A 23,583-nucleotide genomic window follows, 5' to 3' on the forward strand; every position below is an offset into this window, starting at 1 on the left:
GCGCGTTCGGCACGACCCCGCGCCCGGCGCGGCGCTAGCGTGGGCTGCACGTTCCCGCGGGGCGGGACGACGGCGGCCGGAGGGTAGCGATGAGCGCGGACGAGACCGTCGGGGTCGTGGGTGGCGGCATCGTGGGTCTCGCCGTCGCCCGGGAGCTCCTGCGGCGGCGGCCCGGCACCCGGGTGGTCGTCCTGGAGGCCGAGGACCGCCTGGGCGCGCACCAGACGGGCCACAACTCCGGTGTCGTGCACGCCGGGATCTACTACCGGCCGGGCAGCCTCAAGGCGCGCCTGTGCACGCGCGGTCGTGACCTGTTGCGGGAGTACTGCGCCGAGCACGGCCTGCCGTACGACGAGGTCGGCAAGCTCGTCGTGGCGGTCGACGCCGCGGAGCGCGGCCGGTTCGACGCCCTGGAGCGGACCGCCCGGGAGAACGGGGTGCCCGGTCTGCGCCGGCTCGAGGCGGCGGAGATCGCCGACGTCGAGCCGCACGCCGTCGGCGTTTCGGCCCTGCACTCGCCCCGGACCGCGATCACGGACTTCGGGGCCGTGTGCGCCCGGCTCGCCCGGGACGTGGAGGCGGCCGGCGGGCAGGTGCTGCTCGGTGCGCGGGTGACCGGCGTCCGGCGCGAGGGGGCCCGCGTCGTCGTCTCCTGCGGGGACGCCCGGCACCCGGTGGACCGCCTCGTGGTGTGCGGCGGCCTGCAGTCCGACCGCCTGGCCGGGCTGGTCGGCGGCGCGCGGGGCCCGGTGATCGTCCCGTTCCGCGGCGAGTACATGACGGTCCGCCCGGCCAAGCGCGACCTGGTGCGCGGCATGGTCTACCCGGTGCCCGACCCGCGCTACCCGTTCCTGGGCGTGCACTTCACCCGCACCGTGGCCGGCGAGCTGGAGGTCGGTCCCAACGCCGTCCTCGCCCTGGACCGGGGCGCCTACCGACGGCTCGCGATGAGCCCGCGGGACACGGCAGCCGTGCTGGGGTGGCCCGGCTTCTGGCGGATGGCGGCCCGGCACTGGCGCACGGGCGTGCGGGAGATGTACGGCTCCGCCGTGACGTCCGCCTACCTGCGGACCGCGCAGCGGTACGTCCCCGCGATCGGCAGCGCCGACGTCGTGCGGGGGCGCACCGGCCTGCGCGCCCAGGCCGTCGAGCGCGACGGTTTCCTCGTGGACGACTTCGTCATCGAGACGTCCGACGGCGTCACGAGCGTGCGCAACGCGCCGTCGCCCGCCGCGACCTCGAGCCTGGCGATCGCGGAGCACGTGGTCGATCGCATGTATCTTTGACCGGAGGCTCGAGCCTGGCTCCCGCCGACCCGTCGCCGTGCGGATCCGCCCCCGACACGGCAGGGTGGCGCCATGTCACGGGCTGTGGACGACCCCGCGCCGGGTCCTGCCGTGGACGGGGCCGGTGCGTCGCGCACGAGTCCGGCACGTCGTCGTCTCGTCGTCGCGGCGCTCGTCGGGGTCGCGCCGGTCGTGGTCCTGGCGATCGTCGCCCCGACCACGGTGATGCCCTGGTTCCTGGGGATGCTGCCGGCCCTCGTGGCGGGCATCGCCTCCCTGCGGCGTGCCGCGGTGGTCGCCACCCTCACGGGGACGCTCGCGCTGGTGGCGCCGCTGGCCGGGTCGCAGGTGTGGTCGGCGACGGTCCTCATGTCCGTGGTCGCCGCGGGCCTCGGGCTGGCGGCGGGTCGGGGATGGTCGTCCGGTGGGGCGCCGGCAGCCGCGACGCTGGCCGCGCTGACCGTCGCGCCCCCCGCCCTCACGACGGCAGACCCTCGCACCCTGGAGGGCGCGCTGCCGATCGCCGCGCTGGTCCTCGCCGGCGGGCTGTGGACGGTGGCGACGGCCACGGTCCTGACCCGCTCCGTGGAGCGGCGTCCGCGGGCGCCGATGAGCGGGCCGGAGACCGCCTGGTACACCGCCGCGCTCGTGGGCTTCACCGCCGTGGGGACCTGGTGGGCCATGACGTACTTCCCCGGCACCCACTCCTGGTGGCTGCTGCTGACCTTCTACATGGTGATGGTGCCGCGCACGGCAGACATCACGGCGCGCGCTCTCGCCCGCGCCGCGGGCACGGTGCTCGGCGGGCTGGTGATCGTGACGCTGGTCGCCCTGGACGCGTCCGGCGGGGTGCTGACGGTCGCCGTCGTCGCCGGTGCCGTCGGGGGCGTCGTGGCCTATCTGGTGGCGCCGTACTGGGTCTACACCGCCTTTCTCACGCTCACCGTGGTCGGCCTCTCGGCCGGCGGGGCGCCGGTGGCGGGGGCGGAGGCGCGGGTGGGACTCACCCTCGTCGGTGCGGGGTCGGCCGCGGGCATCCTGCTGCTCGTCCGCGCCGTCGGGTCCCGGGCACGGCGCACGGGAGACGGGTCCCCGGGCTGACCGGCGCTGATAATCTCCGGGTGTGATGAGCCATGCGTGAGTCGACGGTGACGATCCACGACGTCGCACGGCACGCGGGCGTCTCGGCCGCGACGGTCTCGAACTTCTTCAACTGGCCGGACAAGCTGTCGGAGCGGATGAAGGCCCGCGTCGACGACGCCGTCACCCAGCTCGGGTTCGTGCCCAACATGCCTGCGCGCCAGCTGCGCCGGCAGCGCAGCGGGATCGTCGGCCTGAGCGTCGTCAACGCCTCCAACCCCTTCTTCGCGGGGATCGCGACGGCGGTGGAGCAGGTCGCGGAGGAGGCCGGCCTCTCCGTGGTGGTGGGCTCCTCCCACGAGTCGGCGGACCGCCAGGAGAAGTTCCTGACCCTGTTCGAGCAGCTCCGGTTCGACGGCGTGGTGGTGGCGCCGTCGGACGACGAGCTGGAACCGCTGCGACAGCGCCGCGACCGCGGCACCCCGGTGGTGCTGGTGGACCACGAGGACCCGGACGGACGGTTGTCCTCGGTGTCCCTGGACCACCGAGAGGGCGGGCGGATCGCCGCCGAGCACCTGGTCACGGCCGGGCGCACGCGGCTGCTGTTCGCGGGCGGGCCGGAGGGCGTGCGCCAGGTCGCCCGCCGCCTCGAGGGCTGCCGCGAGGTGGTCACCGGCATCGCGGGCACACATCTCGAGGTCGCCCGGTCGGCGGACCTCGACCTCACCGACGGTGAGGAGATGGGCCGGTGGATCGCAGGGCTCGAGCCGGCGGAGCGCCCGGACGCGGTGTTCGCCGGCAACGACCTGCACGCCATCGGCCTGGTGAATGCCCTGGTCGGCGGCGGGGTGCGCGTGCCGGACGACGTCGCGGTGGTCGGCTACGACGACATCCCGTTCGCTGCGCGCGCGGCCGTCCCGCTGACGACGGTGCGCCAGCCGATCGCCGCGATGGGCCGGGCCGCGGCGCGGTTGCTGCTCGACGAGATCGCCGAGCCCGGTCGCGAGCCCCGCGACGTCGTCTTCCCGCCGGAGCTGGTGGTCCGCGGCTCGGCGCCCTGAGTCTGCGGCACCGCTGCGGCCCCACCCTTCGCTGCGCCTCCGCCCCGCGGGTGTCTTCTCACGCGTGGGTGGGGTGCTCGTGGTCCGGGTGCGTGTCCGGCTCCACCTGGAACGTCGTGTGCTCCACGCCGAAGTGGTCGCGGACGCAGTCCTGCAGCTCGTCGAGGATGCGCCCGGCGTGCCCGTCGCGGAAGCACCCCGTGTCCACCACTACGTGCGCCGAGAGCTGGGGCAGCCCCGTCGCGATGAGGGAGGCGTGCACGTCGTGGATCTCGCGGACGTGGTCGACCCGCAGCAGGTGGGTCCGCACCTCGTCGAGGTCGAGCCCCGCCGGGGTGGACTCCAGCAGCACGGCCCCGGTCTCGCGCAGCAGGCGCACGGCGCGCGGCACGATGAGCGCACCGATCACGAGCGCCGCCACGGTGTCGGCGTACAGCCAGCCGGTCGTGGTGATGACGACGGCGGCGACGATGACCGCCAGCGAGCCGAGGGCGTCGTTGAGCACCTCCAGGAACGCCGCCCGCAGGTTGAGGTTGGCGCTGCGGCGCGAGGCCAGCACGGCGAGCGCCGCCACGTTGCCGACCAGCCCGATCACACCGAAGACCACGAGCTCGTCGCCGGGGATCTCGGGCGGGTCCTGCAGTCGCTGCACCGCCTCGACGAGCACGAAGACGCCGACGGCGAGCAGCACCGCCGCCTGCGCGAGGGCCGCCAGCGCCTCCGCACGCCGGTAGCCCCAGGTGCGCTGCGGCGTCGGCGGGCGCAGGGCGACGTGCGCGGCGAAGAGCGCGATGCCCAGCCCGCCCGCGTCGACGAGCAGGTGCGCCGTGTCGACGAGCAGCGCCAGGCTGCCGGTCAGGACGGCGCCGACGACCTGGGCGACGACGATCGCGGCGGTGATGCCGAACGCGACGGCGAGCCGGCCGCGGTGGCCGCCCTCGGGTGGCGCGTGGCTGTGACCGGCGTGCCCCATCAGTCGTGGTCCTCGACGAGCTCGCCCTCCCAGGCCTCCCGGCCCTCGTGCACCGCGAACGCGGCCACGACGAACCCGGCGAGCGGGTCGAACCAGGCCTGACCCGTCCACCAGAACGCGAGCAGGCCGGCGAGCGTCGCCACCGACAGCCAGACGCAGACGCGGGTCTCGGCGGCGTCCGCGAGCACGAGCGGATCGCCGAGCGCCCGGCCGACGCGGTACTTGGCGGCGGCCAGCACCGGCATGATCACGAGCGAGGCGACGAGCACGCCGAGCGCGAGCGGCGAGGTCTCCGGCACGGCCCCGGTGACGAGCGCGCGGATGCCCTCGGCGGTGACCCAGGCCGCGAGCAGGAAGAACGTGGCGGCGACGGCGCGCAGCGTGCGGTGCTCGCGGCGGAGCTCGGCCGGGTCGGGCTCGCTCGGGTCGGGCTCGTCGGCCCCGGCGGAGCCCCGCCCGGCAGCGCGGCGCCGGAGCCGCGCGGCCAGCCGCATCGCGACCAGCACGGCGGCGGCGGTCTCGATCCCGGAGTCGATGCCGAACCCGATGACGGAGACCAGACCGGCCGCGACGCCGGCGCCGATCGCGACGACGCCCTCGACCACGTTGTAGGCGATGGTCAGACGCGCCAGGCGCAGGCCGCGCCGGGTGAGGGCCGTCGTCGTCGGCGTGGCGGTGGCGCTCATGCCGCGGTCTCGCGCTCCTCGTGCGACGGCGCCCCGGACGCGCAGGTGCAGTCGGGCCCGCAGCAGTCGGGGTCGACGGCGAGGGTGAGGCGCAGGAGGTCGCCGAGCGCGTGGGCGAGGGCGGGGTCGCACAGCCGGTACTCGGTCCGGCGGCCGTCGCGCCGGGTGGTGACGAGCCCGCAGCCGCGCAGGCAGGCGAGCTGGTTGGACATCACCTGACGCGACACGCCGAGCCCGTCGGCGAGGTCGGCGGGGTAGGCCGGACCGTCACGCAGCGCGAGCATGATGCGCGTCCGGGTCGGGTCGCCGAGCGCGTGCCCGAGGCGGGCGAGCGCAGCGGTGTGGGTCAGCGTCACGGTCTCCATGAGGACGACAGTACAGCCACTCATGTATTCAGGGAAGCGTGTACCGCACAGCTATCGAGGGAGCACCTCGGCCAGCCAGTCGATCGTGGGCGCCAGGAGCTCGGCGTCGAACCGCGGGTCGGAGTGCTCCGCGCCCTCCAGCCACGTCACCCAGGGCTCGACCCCGCGGGCGCGCAGCGCATCGACGAGCAGGTGCGACTGCCCGGGCGCGACGGTGCAGTCGGCCGTGCCGTGGGCGATCGCCACCGCAGGCAGCGGCGGGGCGCCGTCGTCACCTCCGGCACCGCCGTCGCCGTCGCCGACGCCGTCCGCGGCGAGGTGCGGCAGCGGGCCGGCGAGCGCGGCGAGGTCGGGCGCGGTGCGCACGGGCGAGCCCACGTAGCGCGACTCGGGCGAGTCGTCGGCGGAGTGCGACGACGGGGCGCAGCCGATCTGGGCCGCATGGTCGTCCATCGCCAGGAAGTCGGTCGGACCGAACCAGTCGACCACCGCGGCGATCGGCGCCGTCGGCCCGGGCGCGTCCGGAGCGGCCGGGTCGTCCCAGGGTGCGAGGCGTCCGGAGAGCGCCCCGACGACGCAGGCGATGTTCGCCCCGGCGGACTCGCCCCAGAGCACGATCCGGTCTGGGTCGATCCGCGCCTCGGCGGCGTGCCGCCGCAGGTGGCCGACGGCGGCACGGGTGTCGTCGACGGCGGCCGGGAACGGGGCCTCGCCCGACATCCGGTAGTCGATGCTCGCGACGGCGAACCCGGCGGCGAGCAGCGCCGCGACCTTGGGGGCCACCATCTCGCGCGAGCCGTAGTACCAGCCACCACCGTGCACGAACACGACCACCGGTGCGGGCCCGGTGGGCGCGTCGGGCAGCCACAGGTCGAGCCGCTGGCTGGGGGAGTCGGCGGCGTAGGCGACGTCGGCGACGGTGGGCGGTGGAGCGTCGATGGTCACGGCCCGACGCTACCGTGACGCTGCAGGTGGTGGCGCAGCTCCCGGCGGGCGCGGTGCAGGCGCGACTTGACGGTGCCGACGGGGACCCGCAGCGCCGCGGCGACCTCGGCCTCGGGCAGGTCGTCGACCAGGGCGAGGCGCGCCACCTGGCTCTCGACAGGGCCGAGGCGGGCCAGCGCGTCGACGAGCGCCAGCCGGTCCGCGACCCCTGGTGCGTGGTCGGGCACCACGTGCACGTCAGCCGTGGCGGCGGACGCGGCGTGCACGACCAGGCGGTCCTGGCGCAGGCAGCGGCGCCGCTCGTTGGCGCAGAGCCGGCTCGCGACTCCCCGGAGCCAGGGCCACGCGGTGGTCTCGACGCGCACGCTCGCGCGCCGTCGCCACAGGATGGCGAAGACGTCGGCGGCGACCCCGGCGGGGTCCGCCCGCGCGACCCCCCGCAGACCGGCGGCCACGGTGCGCAGGACCCGCTCGTGGTAACGGCGGAAGAGCAGCGAGAAGGCGTGCTGGTCGTCGGTGCGCACCCGTGCCCAGAGCTCGGGGTCCGTCGCGTCGGGACGCATGGCGGGCCTCCTGCGGGGATGTCGCGGCGGCCGCCCGGTGCGGCGCGCACACCCAGCGTGCAGGGCGCGGCGCCGGACCGCAAGGGTTTCGCTGACCTTCTGGTAGGTCAGTCAGCCCGACGCGGCCGACTCACCGCGCCCGGACGCCGTCGAGCAGGGTGCGCCAGAGGTCGTCGAGCCGGTCGACCGGGTCGACCGGGTCGGCCACGCGCCGCGCGAGCTCCTGCATGCCCAGGAACGTGGCGACGAGCTGCCAGGCGAGGGCGTCGACGTCGATCCCGGCGCGGACCTCGCCCGCCCCGACCGCACGGTCGAGGCAGCGGCGGACCACGGCGATCCAGCTCGTGAAGGGGTCCGGGAGCTCGGTCTCCGGGCCCTGGCGGGTCAGCCGGACGGCCGCCCGCAGCACGACGTCGTCGCGGAACCGGCCCACCACCTCCACGGAGAGCTGCTGCAGGGCGTCCAGGCCGGTCAAGCCGTCCTCGTCGAGCGACCGCAGGATGGGCTCCCAGACGTCGGCGCCTGCACGTGCCACCTCGGCGGCCAGCTCCGCCTTCGACGCGAAGTGGAAGTAGACCGATCCCTTGGTGAGCCGCAAGCGGTCGGCAATGCGCGCGACAGAGGTCGCGGAATAGCCGTGGGCGTCGAACTCCTCCGCGGCGGTCTGCAAGATCGCCGCGCGGGTCGCTGCCTTCTGTCGTTGTCGTGATGTTGCGGCCACCGATGTTTCCTTCGCTGCCGGCCGGTGCGGGGACGCCTGGAATGGCGGCGTTCCTCCCCGGACCGTAGCGCGATCGGAATGGTCGCTCCTCGTGGCGCGCGGGACGATTTCGCGGAACGCCCGGCCGCCGGTCCCGCATTGTCGGACCTACCGGGGTGAATGGGCAGAATTCACTGACCCAACAGAAGGTCAGTCAATCACCGAGGTGGATCTCGCCGCGGGCCGCGACCAGGCGGTCCTGCAGGACGGAGACCTCGACGGTGTCGCCGTCGGCCGTGGCATAGACCTCCGGACGCGGTGTGTACTCGACGAACCGGTCGATCGCCATCGAGGCCCCGACCGCCGTCCGCCCCGGGCGCAGCAGCGCGGCCGCCCGCAGCGCCGCCGCGACCAGCGTGTGGCCCGACACCCGGTCCAGGGTGGGGTCCACCTGCGCCGGGTCGTCCGAGTCCCAGCCGATCCGGCCGAGCAGGCGGTCCCCGCGCTGCTGCAGCACGTCGAGCGGCGACGCGTCGTGGCGGACCGGCGCGGATCCCGGCGCGGGGGCCTCGCCCCGCACCACGGGGTAGGTCTCGGGGTCGATGCACTGCACGGCACCGCTGCCGTGGGCGATCTCCCGGGAGCCCACGCGCAGCGTGAGGGAGGCCTCGAAGGCGCCGGTCGCGCCGCGTCGCCGACGCCGGGCGTGCACCTGGGCGAACGCGGTGGCCGCGAGCGCCCCGGTGTCCGGGAGCCGCGGTGGCCGGCCGCTCCACCGGAACGCGACCCGGCGCATGCTCAGGTGGTGGTCCGGCGGCACCTCGAGGCCCTGCCGCGCCAGGACCACGCCGACCTGCCGCACCACCTCGAGGCCCGTGAGGAACGGGGCGGTGACGCCGGGCGGCGGTCCCGGTCTCGCCAGGATCCGCACCGGCAGGTGCCACCTGTCCGTGCCGGCCGCCGTCGGGCCCCCCACCTGGATGCCGCCGGCCGCCGTCGCGCCACCCTCCGGCGCGCTCACGGTCCGACCTCTCGCCAGTTCCCCATGCTCACGGATGTCCGGCCGGCGCGGATCGGTTCGCGCCGGCCGGCCGCCGGGCCGTGCGCCGGCCGGACGCTCAGGCCGAGACGGTCGTGCGCGTCGCGGCGTCCAGCAGGGTCTCGGCCGCCGCCCGCGCGTGCCGGGCCGCGTCCGCGTCGCCCGAGACGGCGGCGACCGTCTGCGCGCCCTCGGCGAGGAGGACGATCTGCGGTGCCAGCCAGGCCGGGGCGCCGGCGTCGGCCACCAGGCGGGCGACGTGCTCGCCGAACGCCGTCTTCTGCTCGCGGACGACGGCGGACGCCGCGGCCGAGCCGGGGCCCATCTCGCCGTAGGTGTTGATGAAGGCGCAGCCGCGGAAGGTGGGCTCGCGGAACCAGTCGTCGAGGAAGTCGAAGATCGCGAGGAGCTGCTCGCGGGCCGTGGCCGCCGGGTCGGTCACGGAGGCGATGCCCGCGTCCCACGTCGTGCGGCGCTGCTCGAGGACGGCGACGAGCAGGTCCTCCTTGGAGGCGAACATCGCGTAGATGCGCTTGAGCGGGACCCCCGCCGCCGCGCGCACGGCGTCCATGCCCACGGCCCGCACCCCACGGGCGTAGAACAGCTCGTCCGCCGCGGTCACCACGCGCTCGCGCGCCGTTCGCTCGTCGGTCATGTCAACGCCTCCCACAGTTCGCTCCGCACCACTTGCGCGGAGAACGATCGTTCTCTACTGTAGCGGACACAGGGAGAACGATCGTTCTCCCACCGTCGAAAGGTTCGGACCATGGGCTACGTCAACGTCGGCCGCGAGAACACCACCGACATCGAGATCTACTACGAGGACCACGGCAGCGGGCAGCCCGTCGTCCTGATCCACGGCTACCCGCTCGACGGCAACAGCTGGGAGCTGCAGGCCCGTGAGCTCCTCGACGCGGGGTACCGCGTCATCACCTACGACCGCCGCGGCTTCGGCAGGTCCAGCAAGGTCGGCACCGGCTACGACTACGACACCTTCGCCGCGGACCTGGACGCCGTCCTCGAGACCCTCGACCTGCGTGACGTCATCCTCGTCGGCTTCTCCATGGGCACCGGCGAGCTGGCCCGCTACGTGCGCAACCACGGGCACGAGCGCGTCGCCAAGCTCGCGTTCCTCGCCTCGCTCGAGCCGTTCCTCGTCGCGGCCGACGACAACCCCGACGGTGTCCCGCAGTCCGTGTTCGACGGCATCGCCGCAGCCGCCCGCGAGGACCGGTACGCCTGGTTCACGCAGTTCTACCAGGACTTCTACAACCTCGACGAGACGCTCGGGTCGCGCATCAGCCAGGAGGTCGTCACGGCCAGCTGGAACACCGCGACGGGCAGCGCGCCCGTCGCCGCCTACGCCGTCGTCCCGGCGTGGATCGAGGACTTCCGCGAGGACGTGCGGTCGGTCCGCGCCGCGGGCAAGCCGTCGCTGATCCTGCACGGGACGGCCGACAAGATCCTGCCGATCGACGCGACGGGACGGCCGTTCCACGAGGCCTTCCCGGAGGCCGAGTACGTCGAGGTCGACGGTGCGCCCCACGGGCTGCTGTGGACCCACGCCGCCGAGGTGAACGAGGCGCTGCTCCGGTTCGTCCGGGCCTGAGGCACCGGTGCGCCCCGGGACGCTCAGGTCCCGGGGCGCACCAGCCCCGTCTCGTACGCGAGCACCACCAGCGCGGCCCGGTCGCGGGCGTCGAGCTTGGTGAGCAACCGGCTCACGTAGGTCCGCGCCGTGGCCGGCGACAGGAACAGCTCCGCGGCGATCTCGGCGTTCGTCAGCCCCCGCCCGACGGCGCCGAGCACCTCGCGCTCGCGCCCCGTCAGGGCGTCGAGCGCTCCGCCGTCCGACGGCGGTGCCCCGACCGCGACCGCCCGCAGGACGCTCGCCGTCACCGCCGGGGAGAGCAGCGAGTCACCGGAGTGCACCGTCCGCACCGCGGCACGCAGGTCCGACGGCGTCACGTCCTTGAGCAGGTAGCCGGCGGCCCCGGCGCGGATCGCCGCGAACACGTGGTCGTCCTCGTCGAAGGTGGTCAGGACGAGGACCCGCACGTCTCGCAGCAGCGGGTCGGCGACGATCGCGCGGGTGGCCTCGATGCCGTCCACGTGCGGCATGCGGACGTCCATGAGGACCACGTCCGGGCGCTCCCGGCGCACGAGGGCGAGACCGGCGCGACCGTCCGCCGCCTCGCCGACCACCTCGATGTCGCCGTCGCGCTCCGCGAGCGGGCGCAGCCCGGCGCGCACGAGCTCCTGGTCGTCGACGAGCACGATGCGGATCACCCGTCCAGTGTGGCGGACGCCTCCTTGAGCCTGTGGCAGGAACACCGTGTCCACTGGTCGGGCAGCGCCGACCCACCAGTTCAGGGAGTCCCCTCGCATGTCGATCGATCACGACGACCGCTCGAAGCCGACCTCGACCGGTCTCGCGTCACCTGCTCGACCAGGCTGGCCCGAGATCGTCGTCGGCACGCTCGCCGCGGTCGTCGCCCTGCTCGCGATCCGGCTGTTCGGCCTCCTCGGCGTCGACGAGGACCCGGTGGTCCACGGACTGGTCCTGACCGCGTGGTCGGGAGTCGCCGGCCTGGTCGGCTTCACGGTCGCGGCCCTCGTCCGGATCCGGTCCTGGGGTGCCTTCAGCGTGCGTCGCACCAGCGGGCGCTGGGTGCTGCTCGGCGTGGCGGCCGGCGTCGCCGCGCTCGTGCTCAAGGGCCTGGTCAACACCGGGATCATCGCGGTGACCGGGTTCAGCGCCGACCCGCAGGGCGACTACTACGACGCGGCCGGCGGCGGTGTGCTGCCCCTGATCCTGACCTTCGTCTTCCTGTCCGTGCTCACCCCCGTCGGCGAGGAGTTCTTCTTCCGCGGCGTCGTGACCAACGCACTGCTGCGCTACGGGCCGGTCGTCGGCGTCCTGTCCAGCTCGGTCTTCTTCGCCCTCGTCCACGGCATCAACATCGCGCTGCCCTCGGCGTTCGTGGTGGGCGTCATCGCCGCCGAGGTCATGCGCCGTAGCGGGTCCATCTGGCCCGCGGTGATCGTCCACGCGGTCAACAACGCCGCACTGCCCCTGCTCGTGCTGCTCACCGGGACCTCCGGCCCCGCCGTGTGAGGCCGTCAGGACGGTGGACCTACCGCGACGCAGCTGGACGGGCAGCGGCCTAGCCCTCCAGGCGGGCGGGGAGCTCTGCCAGCACCCGGAACCCGCCCGTCGGCGTGTCACCGGCGCTGAAGGTACCGCCGAGGAGCGCCGCCCGCTCGGCCATCCCGGCGATCCCGGCGCCGGTGCCCCGACCGGCCCCGGCCGCCGCGCCCGAGCCCGTGCCGTCGTCGGACACCGTGATCCGCAGGCGCCCGTCGGTGACGACGAGCCGCACGTGCGCCGACCGCGCCCCGGAGTGCCGCAGCACGTTCGTCAGCGCCTCCTGCACGATCCGGTAGGCGGCGGCGTCCACGGTGGCGTCGATCGAACCGGCGGGGACCTCGACGCGCGTCGACACGGCCAGGCCGCTGGCCCGCGCCGGCTCCACGAGCGCGGCCAGCCCCGCCGGCCCGGTCGCCGCGGGCAGGACGTCCCGGTGGTGGGTACCCGGCCGTTCGTCGCGCTCGCCGCCGGGCCCACCGCCCGGCCGCAGCGGTCGCCGCAGCACCTTCACCGTGGCGCGCAGCTCGTGCAGGGTGCCCGACGTCGCCTCGCGGACGTGGCGCAACGCCGTCCGGGCGGCGTCGTCGTCGCGACCGACGGCCTCGGTTGCGACGCTGGTGTGCAGGGCGACGACGGACAGGTTGTGGCCGACGACGTCGTGCAGGTCGCGGGCGATGCGCATGCGCTCGGCCTGGAGCCGTTGGTCGGCGGCGCGGGCCTGCTCGGCCGCCGTCAGGGCGCGCACCACCTCGGTGTGCCCGCGTGCCACCCGCGCCAGCCGCACCGCCACCCCGAGCGCGACCGCCGCGGCGACCAGCGCGATGTTGGTGACCAGGTCGTAGACCGTCAGGTCGGCGGACGGGTCGGCCTCGTCCGTCACACGGAAGAACGTGGCCACCACGATGAGGACGGCCCCGGCCCCCACGGCCCAACGCGTGCGGTCGCGCTCCGCCGCGGAGTAGAGGGCGGCCACGGCGGGCAGCGCCATCCCGATCGGGGCGAAGCCGAGCGCGTAGTACGCGAAGATCGCCAGCACCGTCGCCACGAGCATCACCACGGGTGCACGACGGCGCAGCAGCACCAGCGCCCCGAACCCGGCGGCGAAGAGGTACGCGCCCGGCCCGTGGGGGTCGAGCCCACCGACGGCCGTCCCGGAGCCTTCCGTCCCGGCGGCGTCGGCCGCCACCACGACCGCGAGGACGAGGGCCATCGCGAGCGCGAGGACGACGTCGGTCACCCAGGGCGACGGCGTCGCGGCGTGGGCACCGGCGTCGTCGTCGACGGCAGGGGCGGTCCTGGGCACGAGCCCCAGCGTAGGGCTGCGTCGTGCGCCTCGCCCTTCCCGCCGGGGGTCTCTCGGGGTCGGTCAGGGTGAGATGTCGCCCCGGGGCGACACCAGGTGACGCTCCGGGGCCGATGTGGCCGGCCTGGGGCACCGGGGAGCGTGGGAGCCATGACAGCACAGCATCCTTCTCAGCACTCTCCTCGGCCGGCGTCGCACCAGTCGGCGGGCGTCCGATGGCCCCTCGTGGCCGGCCTCGCCGCGATGGCGCTCCTGTGGCCGCTGACCGGGCTCACCGGCGTCGGCGGCGGCGGTCCCGGCCGGGCGTTCGCGATCATCGGCATCACCGCCGTCGTGTGGGTCGGCGTGGTCGGGTTCGGCCGCGTCCCCCGCCCGGTGCTGACGCTGACCCTCACCGGGGTGGCCTTCGGCATCGTCGCGACCGTGACGTCGATGTTCCTCGGCGGCCCCGGCCTGCTCGGCGACGGCGCCGCGCCGTGGATGGTGGTCCCCGCGCTCGCGATGGACGCCTTCTGGGGGTTCGTCGCCGGCCTGCTGGCGCTCGCTGTCCAGCGCGGGCTGGCCGGGACGGGCCGATGACCGCCCGTCGCTGTGGGTGTACGACACGCCGTGACGTCGCCCGGGTCCACGGCGCGTCGTGCACCCACAGCGTCGGGGCGGGGGTGCGGCGCCGCGCCGTCGTCGCCGGCGTCGCGACCGTGGTGCTGCTCACCGCGGCGTGCGGGGCGCTGCCCGGCTCGGTGACGTCCGTGGACGCCGTCACGTTCGACCAGGAGCTGGCGATCCCGCCGCTCGCGGAGTCCGAGGTGGTCGACGGCGTGCGCACCTTCTCGCTGACGGCGCAGGAGGGCACGACGTCGTTCGCGCCGGCCACGGAGCGCGGCACCCAGACCGAGACGTGGGGGTTCGACGGGGCCTACCTCGGCCCGACGCTCCGCGCCGAGCGTGGCGAGCGCGTCGCCGTCGACGTGGCCAACGAGCTGGACGAGACCACCAGCGTGCACTGGCACGGCATGCACCTGCCGCCCGCGATGGACGGCGGGCCGCACCAGGAGATCGAGCCCGGCGGCACCTGGCGCCCGACGTGGGAGGTCGACCAGCCCGGCGCCACGCTCTGGTACCACCCGCACCCGCACGGTGAGACCGAGGAGCACGTCTACCGCGGGCTGGCCGGGATGTTCATCCTCGACGACGACGCGACCCGCGCCGCCGACCTGCCGTCCGGGTACGGCGTCGACGACGTCCCGGTGATCGTCCAGGACAAGGTGTTCGACGACGCGGGGCAGCTCGACCTGACCGACGACGGCGGGGAGCCCGGGACGCTCGGTGGCGTGGTCATGGCGAACGGCACCGTGGGCGCCTACCACGAGGTGACCACCGAGCGCGTGCGCCTGCGCCTGCTCAACGGGTCGACGGCGCGGACCTACACCTTCGGGTTCCCCGACCGGTCGTTCGACCTCGTGGCGAGCGACGGTGGCCTGCTCGAGGCGCCGCTGGAGCGCGACCAGGTGCGGCTCGCACCCGGCGAGCGGGCCGAGATCGTCGTGACCATGGCGGCGGGGGAGACGACGCGCCTGGCCTCCACCGAGACGGACCTCGGGAGCGTGGCCGTGCCGTTCGCGATGGGTGGCAACGACGCGTTCGACGTCCTCGAGCTCCGGGCGGCCGACGAGCTGACGCCGTCGCCGGAGCCCGCGTGGGAGCCGTCGCAGCACGCGGACGGCGACGCCCTCGACGCGGCCGACGCGACGGTGACCCGCACCTTCGAGCTCGACGAGCGCCGGATCAACGGTGAGCGGATGGACCCCGGACGCATCGACGAGGTCGCGACCGTCGGCGACACCGAGATCTGGGAGGTCCGCAGCACCGTCCCGATGCCGCACAGCTTCCACGTTCACGACGTGCAGTTCCGCGTGCTGTCGATCGACGGCGGGCCGCCGCCGGAGGAGCTGGTCGGCCGGAAGGACACCGTCTACCTGGAGCCGCGGCGTACGTACCGGCTTCTCATGCGGTTCGAGGACTACTCCGACGACGCGGTGCCGTACATGTACCACTGCCACATGCTGCGGCACGAGGACGAGGGGATGATGGGCCAGTTCGTGGTGGTCGAACCGGGCTCCGACGCCACGCCCGGGCCGCTCCAGGGCGCCGCCGGCCACGCCACCCACTGACCCTTCCCACCACGCCTCTCGCTGTGGGTGCACGACACGCCGCTGCCCCGAGCGTCGGGGCGGCGTGTCGTGCACCCACAGCGGGGGGTGGGGGGTGTCAGGGGAGCGGGCGGATCCGCACGTCGCGGAAGGACACGACGTCGGGCGCCGAGCCGTGCGCCTGCAGGCCGACGTACCCGGTCAGGCCGCGGCTGCTCGAGTCGGGGTCGTTCGGCCGTCCGGGGAAGGGCAGGCCGGGCAGGTTCTCGAACTCGTTGATCACCACCCCGTTGCGGATCACCGTGTAGTGCTGGCCGACGACCCGGATCTCGAGGTCGTTCCAGGTGCCCTTCGGCGTCGGCATGGCCTGAGCGAGGTTCAGGTCGGCGAAGCCGTAGATCGACCCGGTCTTGCGGGGGTCGTTGGACCCTGTCTCGGGCGAGTCGTTGATCTGGATCTCGTGACCGCAGTTGACCGCGATCCACGACAGGTTGCCGGTCTCGCTGCCGTTGAACGTCGTCGGGCACCCGTCGACCGGACCCCACAGCTCGGGGAACCGCACCTGCACGCCGCTGTTCCCGCGCAGGTCGCCCGGGGCGTCGTCACGGAACTTCAGCCGCAACGAGAAGTCTGCGTACTCCACGTGCGGGTACCAGAGGGTGCCGAACCCGCCGTCGGCGCCCACCCGGCTGCGGATCGAGCCGTCGTCGACGTAGTCGAACCCGCCGTCGCCGGCGTAGGCCCAGGCCTCGAACGACTCCTCGGTCCCGTCGAAGAGCGGCTCGTACCCCGCGACCGTGCCGACGTCGGACTGCGCGGCGGCCACCGTGAGCCTGCGCGCGTCGCTGCGCGAGAGCTCGTCGTCGGCGACGAGGTCCTTGCTCACGTGCGTCACGTGCGCCACGAACCGTCCGTGGTTCGCCCACGCCCGCTCGTCGTCGAGCACGTCGTTGAGGGTGCAACCACCGGCGAGCGTCGTGTTCTCGACGCCGGTGTCGGCGTCGAGGAAGACCACCGTCGGCCGGGCGTCAGGTGCAGCGCACGTGGGGGCGGCGTCGTCGTGCGAGGTCGGTGGCGCCCCGCAGGCGGGGGCGGCGAGCCCGAAGGTGACGAGGACGGCGGCGGCCGTGACGGACAGCCGTGCGGCCGGGGACCGGGCGGGAAGAGCGAACGACATCTTTGTCTCCTTGGATGGACTGCGGTGCTTTGCACACTAGGCGCTCAACTTCTGACCTGCACGGCACAGAAGTGACGGAGACGGACACGGTGCGGCGAACGGCGGCGGTCAGACGTAGCGTCGAACCATGCTCGAGGACGGACGGCCCGCCGCGCGGGCCGGCTGAGCCCGGCGGTCACCATGGCACCGCGCGCCTACCCCTGGGTGCTCCACGTCGACCTCGACCAGTTCCTGGCGGCGGTCGAGGTCCTGCGCCGCCCGGAGCTCGCCGGCCGGCCGGTGATCGTGGGTGGACGCGGCGACCCGACCGAGCGCGCGGTGGTCTCGACCGCCTCCTACGAGGCGCGCGAGCACGGCGTCCGCTCCGGCATGCCGCTGCGGATCGCGGCGCGCAAGGTCCCGGACGCCGTCCTCCTGCCCGTGGACCACGAGGCCTACACGGAGGTCTCGACGCAGGTCATGGACACGCTCCGTGGCCTCGGCATGCCGGCCGAGGTGCTCGGGTGGGACGAGGCGTTCCTGGGCTACGACGGCGACGACCCGGTGACCGCTGCCCGCCGCGCGCAGGAGGCGGTGCTCGCCGCGACCCGGCTGCACTGCTCCGTCGGCATCGGGGACAACAAGATCCGCGCCAAGACCGCCACCGGGTTCGGCAAGCCTGCCGGCGTCTTCCGGCTCACCGCCGACACGTGGTTCGACGTGATGGGGGAGCGGCCCTGCATCGACCTCTGGGGCGTCGGGTCCAAGGTGTCCCGGCGTCTCGCCACCCACGGCATCACGACGGTCGCCGAGCTCGCCGCGACCGACCCCGGCCTGCTCGTCGGCGAGTTCGGGCCCCGTATGGGTCCCTGGTACGGGGACCTGGGGCACGGTCGGGGCTCCGCGGTCGTCGACGACACCCCGTGGGTGGCGCGCGGGCACAGCCGGGAGACGACCTACCAGCACAACCTCACCACCGCCGAGGAGGTGGCGGCGGCACTGCAGGAGCTCGTCACGCAGGTGCACACCGACACCGAGGCGGAGGGCCGACCGGTCCTCCGGGTCAGCCTCAAGGTCCGCTACGCGCCGTTCTTCACCCAGACCCGCTCCACGAAGCTCCCCGGCCCCACCCGATCCCGCGAGGAGATCGCCGGGGCGATCCTGGCGCTCGCGGCGGGCATGGAGCCAGGCAGAGAGGTCCGCCTGCTGGGTGTGCGCGCCGAGATGGTCATGCCCGGCGACGGTGGCTCCGCCGAGCGCACCCCCGTGCGCGGACGGATCTGAGCGGTCGCGGGTCATCACGATGCCGTGGCTCGGGCAGCGCCACGGAGTGCGGACCCTCGGACTGCGGGGGGTCGGCGCGCAGCTTGGCGGCCATCCGGTCGAGCAGCGCGGGGATCTCCAGCCCGGGTGGGGCCTCCGCCTCGACCGGGACGGAGGTGCCGACCAGGACGAGTGCGCCGTCGACGACGGTCATCGCGGCCGTGATGCGCCGCGCGTCCGCACCGCCGGGGCCGGGCTCGACGGCGGTGAACCCGGCATAGCCGTGGACGCCGGCGGCGGGGTCGCGGTCGCCGTACCCGTCCCACGGAAGCGTCAGCCCGTCCTCGACGGCGCCCGGGTCGTCCCCGACGGCGCGGAGCCGGTCGACCTCGTGCGGCTCAGGCAGAAAAGGGCCCCGGGGGCCGGACTCGGCCAGGAGCCTGGACCGGTAGATGTCGGTGACCGTCTCCACGCCCCGGGGTGTCCGGCCAGCTGTCACCACGCTGGTGAAGACCTGTGCCCGTCCCGCAGCGACCCCGGACGTCCTGAGCTCGCCGTGTGCCATGCCGGACCGCACCGCGGACTGGAAACCGACGGACGTGAGAAGCCGGAGCGCCGGCATGCGTGGCGGCAGCGGCACGACGTCGTCGGGCAGCCGTTCCTCGTCCCTCGGCTCGAGGCTCCACGACCCGACCCATGCGCGCTCGACCGGCACCTCCCTCGTCGTACCCTCCGGGAAGTCCTCCACCGTGAGGGCCCAGGGCCCCGGGTCCCACACGAGCAGCTTCGCCTCCCGGTGCCGCTGCCAGGCCGCGCTGACGACCGGTCCCACCTGCAGGGTGGCGATGAGTGCCAGCACGACGAGAACGGCGGTCGCCGGTACGGCCCAGACGGCGTTCCTCGGGCTCCACGCCGCTGCCCAGAGCTTCGTCACGGTCTTCACGGGGATTCTCCTAGTCGTCGTCCGGCCAGCGACGTGGTGCCGAAGTGGCCGGCGAACGTGTCGCGCATGGTCGTGGAGTCGGGATCGATACGTACCGTCGCGTCGGCGATCTCCTGGGCGGAGGCGCCCTGCTCGACGAGCTCGTCGGCCATCGAGTCCCGGAGCCTCCCGACCGTCCGCTCGCGCAGCTCGTGCTCCGCGGCCAGGACCTCCTCGCGCGCCGGACCGACGTGGTCGGTGAGCAGCGACGGCAGGAGCACCCCGCCGCCGGCGGCGGCTGCCGACACCGCGGGACGGGCGCCGATCGTCCCGACGCTCGCCGCCGTGGAGAAGGCACCGATCGTCGCCAGATCCCTGGCCTCCCGGCGCCGGGCGACGGTGATGACGTCGGACGTGGTGGCTCCGGCGACGACCGACACGTCTTTGACCGCGGAGGCCGCGACGGCGTCGGGGTCGCCGTCACCGACCCCCTGCCGCGTCGCCTCGACGGCCATCTGGTCGAGGTACGGGTCCGTCGAGCCCAGCCAGTAGCCGGCGGTGGTGTCGCTCCGCGAGGTCACCCCGATCACCGTGCACAGCGCGACCGGGTCCAGGCGTGGTTGGAGCGTGTCGGACCACGTCGTGGCCGCCGTCGTCGTGTCGGCCAGCGGCACCCGGCCGAGGACCCCGGGGTCCGACGGGCCTGCGTCGGTGCGCACGTTGTCGTCGAACGACACGAAGTAGGGCTCGTATGCCTGTGCGAGATGGCGGCTCGCCTCGTCGGACACCGTCGTCGGCACGGTGAGCAGGCCACGCCCGGTGACCAACGCCGTCGTCACGTGCGACGCCAGGAGGGCGGCCTGCCGCTGGTGCCCGACCGTGGAGGCGTCGCGGGTCCCACCCGCGACGGCCGCCGCGAAGAGCCCCGTGATCGCGGTGCCGCCGTCGTGCCACCCGTCGAGCGGCGACTGACCGAACCAGGCGTCCACCCGCCGGGCGAGCTCGTCCTCGCCGCCCCGGGCGAAGTACTCCAGAGCCGCCTCAGGACGGCCCGACAGACCGTCAGCGATCGCCTCGCTCAGCGGTGCCGCGTCCGCGATCTCGACGTCCGTGGCGCCCAGCCGTCCGCGCCGGTCGGACCACGCGTCCGCCGCGCCGATGAACGTGGCGGGCGGCATCGCGGGGGCCAGCAGGAGCGCCGCGAGCCGCGACCGCTCGTCGAGCCCGAGCACGCTCTCGTCGAGGTCGTCGACGACGGCGCGTCCGAAGGCGTGGAGCTCCGGCTCGGTGGCGCTCGCGGCCCACGCGGCGGTACCGGTCCGCAGGGCCGACGCCAGCTCGTCGTCGTCCACGGTCCCGCCGAGGGCGAGGTAGAGCTCGCCGGGCGTCGCCGTCCGCCAGAACGCCGCCCACAGCCCCGGGTCGTCGCCGGCCGCGACCAGGGCGTCCACCAGGTCCTGGCGGGCTGCGGCCCGGGCGTCCCGGCCGGTGGTCGTCGACACCGTGGACAGCAATCCCGCGAGCGCGGTGCCCTGCGGCCACGACGCGCCGAACGTGGCGAGGTCGGCTCCTGCGGCGGCAGCGAGCCGCACGACCTCGACCCGGGCGAGGCCCACGAGCGCCACCGCGGCCCGGTGGGAGTCGGCTTCCTTGCCGTCCCGGGCGACACGCCACGCGTGCTCGGCGGCGGTGATCTCGCTCCTGGCCTGGGACGCCCGCTGCCTGGCGTCCCAGGCCATGCGGACCGCGTCCGCCTGCTGGGGGTGTGTCGGGTCCGCGCCGGTGCGCCAGGCGGCGGCCTCGTCGAGCTCGGCGGCCACCAGCTCACGGTGGGCCACGTCGCGGCGGAGGATGGCCCGGAGCGCGGCCTCCTGGTGGTCCGCCAGGTCGCCGGCATGGGCCCGGAGCGCCGAGGCGGCGGCGGACAGCACGTCGCGGGCCAGCTCGGCCTCCGACCGCACGGCGGTGATCGCGGATCGCGCCTCGTCCACCGCGCCGGAGCGCTGACCGGCCAGCGCTCCGGCGACGCGCCCCATCCCGGTACAGGTGTCGGACAGTGCCGAACCTGCCCGGGCGAGGGTGCCGGCCAGGTCCTCCAACCGCGCCGGCGACCCGGTCAGCGCGGTGAGCTCGACGTCGCGCATCACACCTCCCGATCCGCGAGCGGGCCCGCGGCGGGCCCTCGCGCCGGCTCGCCGCGGGCCGAGGACAGCACCATCCGGGCGAGAACGTCCGCCGTGCCGGCGTCGGCGGACTCGTAGACCGCGGCGGCCTGGCGCAGGCCCTCCGCGAGCCCTTCGAGCGCTGACACCAGGCTGCGGTGCACCGGGGCCCACGCGGCGAGGAGATCCTCGATCGCGGCCGCGAGCACCGGCTCACCGGCGGCCTCGGCCGCGCCGTGCGCCGTCACGCGTTCCGTGGTGAGCCCGGCGAGCAGAGCCGCGGTGTCACCGGCACGTCCGCCGGCCGCGGCGAGCTCCGCCGTGTCGATGTCGATGTGCGCCATGTCACGGGACCGTAGCGACGCGGGGGCGACTCGTCCGCACGCCGTCCACAGCCCTGTGGACAACTAGCGCTGCCGGGCCGCCCGTCAGTCCCACCACAGGCGGTACCAGTGGTCGGGTCCGGCACCCGGGCCGTCGTCCTCGCGCAGCCCCCATCCCCACCACGGCGTGACCTCGTGCGGCGGGACGGCGGCGTCGTCCACACCCAGCCCCACCACGAATCGGTAGAGCTCGTCGCACTGGCACCCGGGCCAGTGGTGCTCGCCCACCGCGAACTCGTGGTCGCAGCACACCAGCACACCCTCGACGGTGAGGCGCTCGTCGCACCGGCCGGGCCCGACGACGTACCCGTGCGCGCGCAGCCGGTCCGGGTGCGCCACCACCGCGCGCAGCACCGTCCCGATGGTCGGACCGTCGTTCTGCCGTTCGGTGGCGAGGTAGTCGGCCGGGAGGCGTTCCAGCAGGTCAGCAGCCACCGCGGCGTCCAGGTCCACGAACCGGTAGAACGACGACGCACCCAGGGAGTCGGGCAGCAGCACCGGTTCGAGCGTCCGCTCGAGGCCCGCCCGGAGCATCCAGCCGTGCCGGTCGTCGCACCAGAAGTGGGTGGTGGTGGGGGACTGCGCCGTCTGCTCCTCGAGCTGCCAGGCGGTGGTCAGGTCGACGAGCTCGGGTGACGTGAACCGCCGACGGGGCAGCTCCGGCCGCCCGGACGGGCCGGCACCGGGCGGGGCACCGCGCACGGCACCGGGCGCGGCGGGGTCGGCGGGCTGGTCGGACGGGACGGCGGGTGCGGGCACGGGATCCTCCACGGGTCGGTCGAGCGACGGACGACCGACACCCTGCCGCCCAGCCGCGCACCGCCGTCGTGCGGGGACCGGAGCCTGTGGAAACCTGGGAAGGGTGGTCACCCGTGATGCGTTGCGCCACGGGAGAACGACCGTGACAACGAGCCCAGGAAGGCGCATCCTCGACACTGATGAGCGACACCACCATGCGGCCAGAGCCGCGCACCTACCCGCAGACCCCGACCGCCGAGCCGGTCAGCGACGAGCTCCTGGTGGTCCACCTCAAGCGTGACGGCGGGGTCCGGCACGAGTACTTCCGGCCTCCGGAGCTGGTGCGGCACGAGGTGGCCGACGGCGTCCTCGCGGTCACCCTCGCCGCGGACGGCGACACCCCCCAGCGCACCCGGCACTTCCCGCTGGCGGAGATCGCCGAGTACGTCCTGGAGGCCCCCAGCGCCGCCTACGAGGAGGCGTTCGACGCCTGGACGCAGAGCACGTTCGGCGTCGACGCCGACACCTACCGTTCGATGCGCGACACGTCCAAGGGCGTGACGATGGCCGAGAACATGCGCCGGCAGATCGCCGAAGGCCTGGGCGTGGACCCCGACGCGGTGCACTTCGGCGGCTCCTTCACCATCGACGACGACGAGGACTGGGAAGGCTCGCCCGACGACGAGTAGCGATGAGTTCGTGGCCGCCCACCCGTCTACCGGCCATGACCACCGAGACCCGCACCCTGGACGTGCCAGGCGCCGTCCTGACCTTCGACATCCACACCCCGGAGCGTGACGGCGGGTGCCCGCCGCTGTTCGTCCTCGGCAACCCGATGGAGGCGGACGGCTTCTCCCAGCTCGTCGCCGAGATCGGCGACCGGACGGTCCTGACGTACGACCCGCGGGGCACCGCCCGATCCGTCCTCGAGCCGGACGGCGGCACGCGCGTCGAGGACCACGCGGCCGACCTGCACGCCGTGGTGCAGGCGGTCGGCGTCGGCCCGCTCGACGCCCTCGGGTCGTCCGGGGGCGGTGTCACCGGTCTCGCCTGGGCGGCCGCGTACCCCGAGGACGTGCGCTGCCTCGTGGCCCACGAGCCGCCGCTGACCTCGTTGCTCGAGGACCGGGACGTCGCCGTGCAGGCCCAGGCGGACATCGTCCGGACCTACGAGGAGTCGGGGTTCGGCCCGGCGATGGCCAAGTTCCTCCGGCTGGTCTTCGCCACGGAGCCGTTCACCGAGGCCTTCCTCGACCAGCCCGACCCGGACCCGGCCGAGTACGGGATGCCCCCGGGGGACGACGGCCGCCGCGACGACCTCATGCTGGGCAAGATGCTGACCGTGATGCCGCTGTGGGAGCCGCCGCTCGACGAGGTGCGCGCCCTCGTCCGCGACGGCCGCCTGCGGGTGCTGCCCGCCGTCGGTGCGGCCTCCCCGCCCGGCGCGCTCGCCTCCCGCGGTGCCACCGCGCTCGCCACGGCGCTGGGCTCGCGGCCGGTGGTCTTCCCGGGCGACCACGGCGGGTTCGCGAAGAACGAGTGGTCCCCGGACAACGACCCGGGGGCGTTCTGGGTGCGCCTGCGCGAGGTCCTCGCCTGCTGATCGGGCCGGCCCGGCCGGCCCGATCAGCAGCCGGCCCGGCCGGCCCGATCAGCA

Annotated in this window: 25 protein-coding genes; 10 read left to right on the forward strand and 15 right to left on the reverse strand. The window is 74.6% G+C overall.

The genetic code is table 11. The annotated features are described in order from the left end of the window. The first annotated feature begins 89 nt into the window (after positions 1–89). The 3 genes from lhgO to BCL65_RS00650 all read left to right on the forward strand — a co-directional run bounded on the left by lhgO (position 90) and on the right by BCL65_RS00650 (position 3,427). Entirely contained in the window at positions 90–1,286 is a 1,197-nt protein-coding gene (lhgO, locus tag BCL65_RS00640; protein WP_106264238.1) for an L-2-hydroxyglutarate oxidase, read from the forward strand. A gap of 72 nt (positions 1,287–1,358) precedes the next feature. After that, the gene (locus BCL65_RS00645; RefSeq protein ID WP_106264240.1) at positions 1,359–2,387 is read left to right on the forward strand and encodes an FUSC family protein; all 1,029 of its coding nucleotides are present in this window, start codon (positions 1,359–1,361) and stop codon (positions 2,385–2,387) included. A gap of 32 nt (positions 2,388–2,419) precedes the next feature. Continuing rightward, a complete protein-coding gene (locus BCL65_RS00650) occupies positions 2,420–3,427 on the forward strand; it encodes a LacI family DNA-binding transcriptional regulator (RefSeq protein WP_106264241.1) in 1,008 nt (335 codons plus the stop codon). Positions 3,428–3,485: 58 nt separating this feature from the next. Here the strand turns inward: BCL65_RS00650 and BCL65_RS00655 are convergent, their stop codons facing one another. The 8 genes from BCL65_RS00655 to BCL65_RS00690 all read right to left on the reverse strand — a co-directional run bounded on the left by BCL65_RS00655 (position 3,486) and on the right by BCL65_RS00690 (position 9,353). Continuing rightward, positions 3,486–4,400: a cation diffusion facilitator family transporter gene (locus tag BCL65_RS00655; RefSeq protein WP_106264243.1), complete on the reverse strand. Its 915-nt coding sequence runs from the start codon at positions 4,398–4,400 to the stop codon at positions 3,486–3,488. Continuing rightward, entirely contained in the window at positions 4,400–5,086 is a 687-nt protein-coding gene (locus tag BCL65_RS00660; protein ID WP_106264244.1) for a cation diffusion facilitator family transporter, read from the reverse strand. The genes BCL65_RS00655 and BCL65_RS00660 overlap by 1 nt, the downstream gene beginning before the upstream one ends. After that, positions 5,083–5,451 carry an ArsR/SmtB family transcription factor gene (locus BCL65_RS00665; protein ID WP_106264246.1) on the reverse strand — a complete coding sequence of 123 codons (369 nt, stop codon included), beginning with the start codon at positions 5,449–5,451 and terminating at the stop codon, positions 5,083–5,085. The genes BCL65_RS00660 and BCL65_RS00665 overlap by 4 nt, the downstream gene beginning before the upstream one ends. Before the next feature lie 51 nt (positions 5,452–5,502). Then, positions 5,503–6,396: an alpha/beta hydrolase gene (locus tag BCL65_RS00670; protein ID WP_106264248.1), complete on the reverse strand. Its 894-nt coding sequence runs from the start codon at positions 6,394–6,396 to the stop codon at positions 5,503–5,505. Beyond that, entirely contained in the window at positions 6,393–6,959 is a 567-nt protein-coding gene (locus BCL65_RS00675) for an RNA polymerase sigma factor (protein WP_106264250.1), read from the reverse strand. The genes BCL65_RS00670 and BCL65_RS00675 overlap by 4 nt, the downstream gene beginning before the upstream one ends. A 130-nt stretch (positions 6,960–7,089) precedes the next feature. Then, positions 7,090–7,680 (reverse strand): ScbR family autoregulator-binding transcription factor, encoded by a 591-nt coding sequence (locus tag BCL65_RS00680; RefSeq protein WP_165800041.1) that lies wholly within the window; start codon positions 7,678–7,680, stop codon positions 7,090–7,092. 193 nt (positions 7,681–7,873) lie between these two features. After that, entirely contained in the window at positions 7,874–8,680 is an 807-nt protein-coding gene (locus BCL65_RS00685) for a hypothetical protein (RefSeq protein ID WP_106264254.1), read from the reverse strand. A 97-nt stretch (positions 8,681–8,777) separates the two neighbouring features. Continuing rightward, positions 8,778–9,353 (reverse strand): TetR/AcrR family transcriptional regulator, encoded by a 576-nt coding sequence (locus tag BCL65_RS00690; RefSeq protein ID WP_106264256.1) that lies wholly within the window; start codon positions 9,351–9,353, stop codon positions 8,778–8,780. A gap of 111 nt (positions 9,354–9,464) precedes the next feature. On the opposite strand from BCL65_RS00690, the gene BCL65_RS00695 reads away from it, so the two are divergent. Next, positions 9,465–10,307 carry an alpha/beta fold hydrolase gene (locus BCL65_RS00695; RefSeq protein ID WP_106264258.1) on the forward strand — a complete coding sequence of 281 codons (843 nt, stop codon included), beginning with the start codon at positions 9,465–9,467 and terminating at the stop codon, positions 10,305–10,307. Positions 10,308–10,330: 23 nt separating this feature from the next. Here the strand turns inward: BCL65_RS00695 and BCL65_RS00700 are convergent, their stop codons facing one another. Further along, entirely contained in the window at positions 10,331–10,987 is a 657-nt protein-coding gene (locus tag BCL65_RS00700; protein WP_181340687.1) for a response regulator, read from the reverse strand. A 97-nt stretch (positions 10,988–11,084) separates the two neighbouring features. Between BCL65_RS00700 and BCL65_RS00705 the strand changes: the two genes are divergently transcribed. Continuing rightward, positions 11,085–11,816 (forward strand): CPBP family intramembrane glutamic endopeptidase, encoded by a 732-nt coding sequence (locus BCL65_RS00705; protein ID WP_106264262.1) that lies wholly within the window; start codon positions 11,085–11,087, stop codon positions 11,814–11,816. 49 nt (positions 11,817–11,865) lie between these two features. Here the strand turns inward: BCL65_RS00705 and BCL65_RS00710 are convergent, their stop codons facing one another. After that, a complete protein-coding gene (locus BCL65_RS00710; protein WP_243401094.1) occupies positions 11,866–13,152 on the reverse strand; it encodes a sensor histidine kinase in 1,287 nt (428 codons plus the stop codon). A 225-nt stretch (positions 13,153–13,377) separates the two neighbouring features. Between BCL65_RS00710 and BCL65_RS00715 the strand changes: the two genes are divergently transcribed. Both BCL65_RS00715 and BCL65_RS00720 read left to right on the forward strand, forming a co-directional pair. Continuing rightward, a complete protein-coding gene (locus BCL65_RS00715) occupies positions 13,378–13,731 on the forward strand; it encodes a hypothetical protein (protein WP_106264264.1) in 354 nt (117 codons plus the stop codon). Positions 13,732–13,814: 83 nt separating this feature from the next. Continuing rightward, a complete protein-coding gene (locus BCL65_RS00720) occupies positions 13,815–15,323 on the forward strand; it encodes a multicopper oxidase family protein (RefSeq protein ID WP_243401093.1) in 1,509 nt (502 codons plus the stop codon). A 97-nt stretch (positions 15,324–15,420) separates the two neighbouring features. Here BCL65_RS00720 and BCL65_RS00725 read toward each other — a convergent pair whose 3' ends face one another. Continuing rightward, on the reverse strand, positions 15,421–16,479 hold the full coding sequence (locus BCL65_RS00725; protein ID WP_106264266.1) for a 3-keto-disaccharide hydrolase: 1,059 nt from the start codon (positions 16,477–16,479) through the stop codon (positions 15,421–15,423). Positions 16,480–16,659: 180 nt separating this feature from the next. Here BCL65_RS00725 and BCL65_RS00730 point away from each other — a divergent pair, with 180 nt between their 5' ends. Next, the gene (locus tag BCL65_RS00730; protein WP_106264267.1) at positions 16,660–17,742 is read left to right on the forward strand and encodes a DNA polymerase IV; all 1,083 of its coding nucleotides are present in this window, start codon (positions 16,660–16,662) and stop codon (positions 17,740–17,742) included. Here BCL65_RS00730 and BCL65_RS00735 read toward each other — a convergent pair. The 4 genes from BCL65_RS00735 to BCL65_RS00750 form a co-directional block, all read right to left on the reverse strand. Next, entirely contained in the window at positions 17,687–18,664 is a 978-nt protein-coding gene (locus BCL65_RS00735; protein WP_106264269.1) for a hypothetical protein, read from the reverse strand. The two genes, BCL65_RS00730 and BCL65_RS00735, sit on opposite strands and share 56 nt — an antisense overlap. Then, the gene (locus BCL65_RS00740) at positions 18,661–20,787 is read right to left on the reverse strand and encodes a hypothetical protein (protein ID WP_106264271.1); all 2,127 of its coding nucleotides are present in this window, start codon (positions 20,785–20,787) and stop codon (positions 18,661–18,663) included. The genes BCL65_RS00735 and BCL65_RS00740 overlap by 4 nt, the downstream gene beginning before the upstream one ends. Further along, entirely contained in the window at positions 20,787–21,149 is a 363-nt protein-coding gene (locus tag BCL65_RS00745; RefSeq protein ID WP_106264273.1) for a hypothetical protein, read from the reverse strand. The genes BCL65_RS00740 and BCL65_RS00745 overlap by 1 nt, the downstream gene beginning before the upstream one ends. Before the next feature lie 84 nt (positions 21,150–21,233). Further along, a complete protein-coding gene (locus tag BCL65_RS00750) occupies positions 21,234–21,947 on the reverse strand; it encodes a hypothetical protein (RefSeq protein ID WP_125206556.1) in 714 nt (237 codons plus the stop codon). 179 nt (positions 21,948–22,126) lie between these two features. On the opposite strand from BCL65_RS00750, the gene BCL65_RS00755 reads away from it, so the two are divergent. Then, positions 22,127–22,615 (forward strand): hypothetical protein, encoded by a 489-nt coding sequence (locus tag BCL65_RS00755; RefSeq protein ID WP_106264277.1) that lies wholly within the window; start codon positions 22,127–22,129, stop codon positions 22,613–22,615. Between the two features lie 35 nt (positions 22,616–22,650). Continuing rightward, positions 22,651–23,529, forward strand: coding sequence for an alpha/beta fold hydrolase (locus BCL65_RS00760; RefSeq protein ID WP_106264279.1), 879 nt, complete (start codon positions 22,651–22,653; stop codon positions 23,527–23,529). Positions 23,530–23,583: the final 54 nt, after the last annotated feature.

It is taken from the genome of Isoptericola halotolerans (genome assembly GCF_003003075.1).
In the GTDB taxonomy this organism is placed as follows: domain Bacteria; phylum Actinomycetota; class Actinomycetes; order Actinomycetales; family Cellulomonadaceae; genus Isoptericola; species Isoptericola halotolerans_A.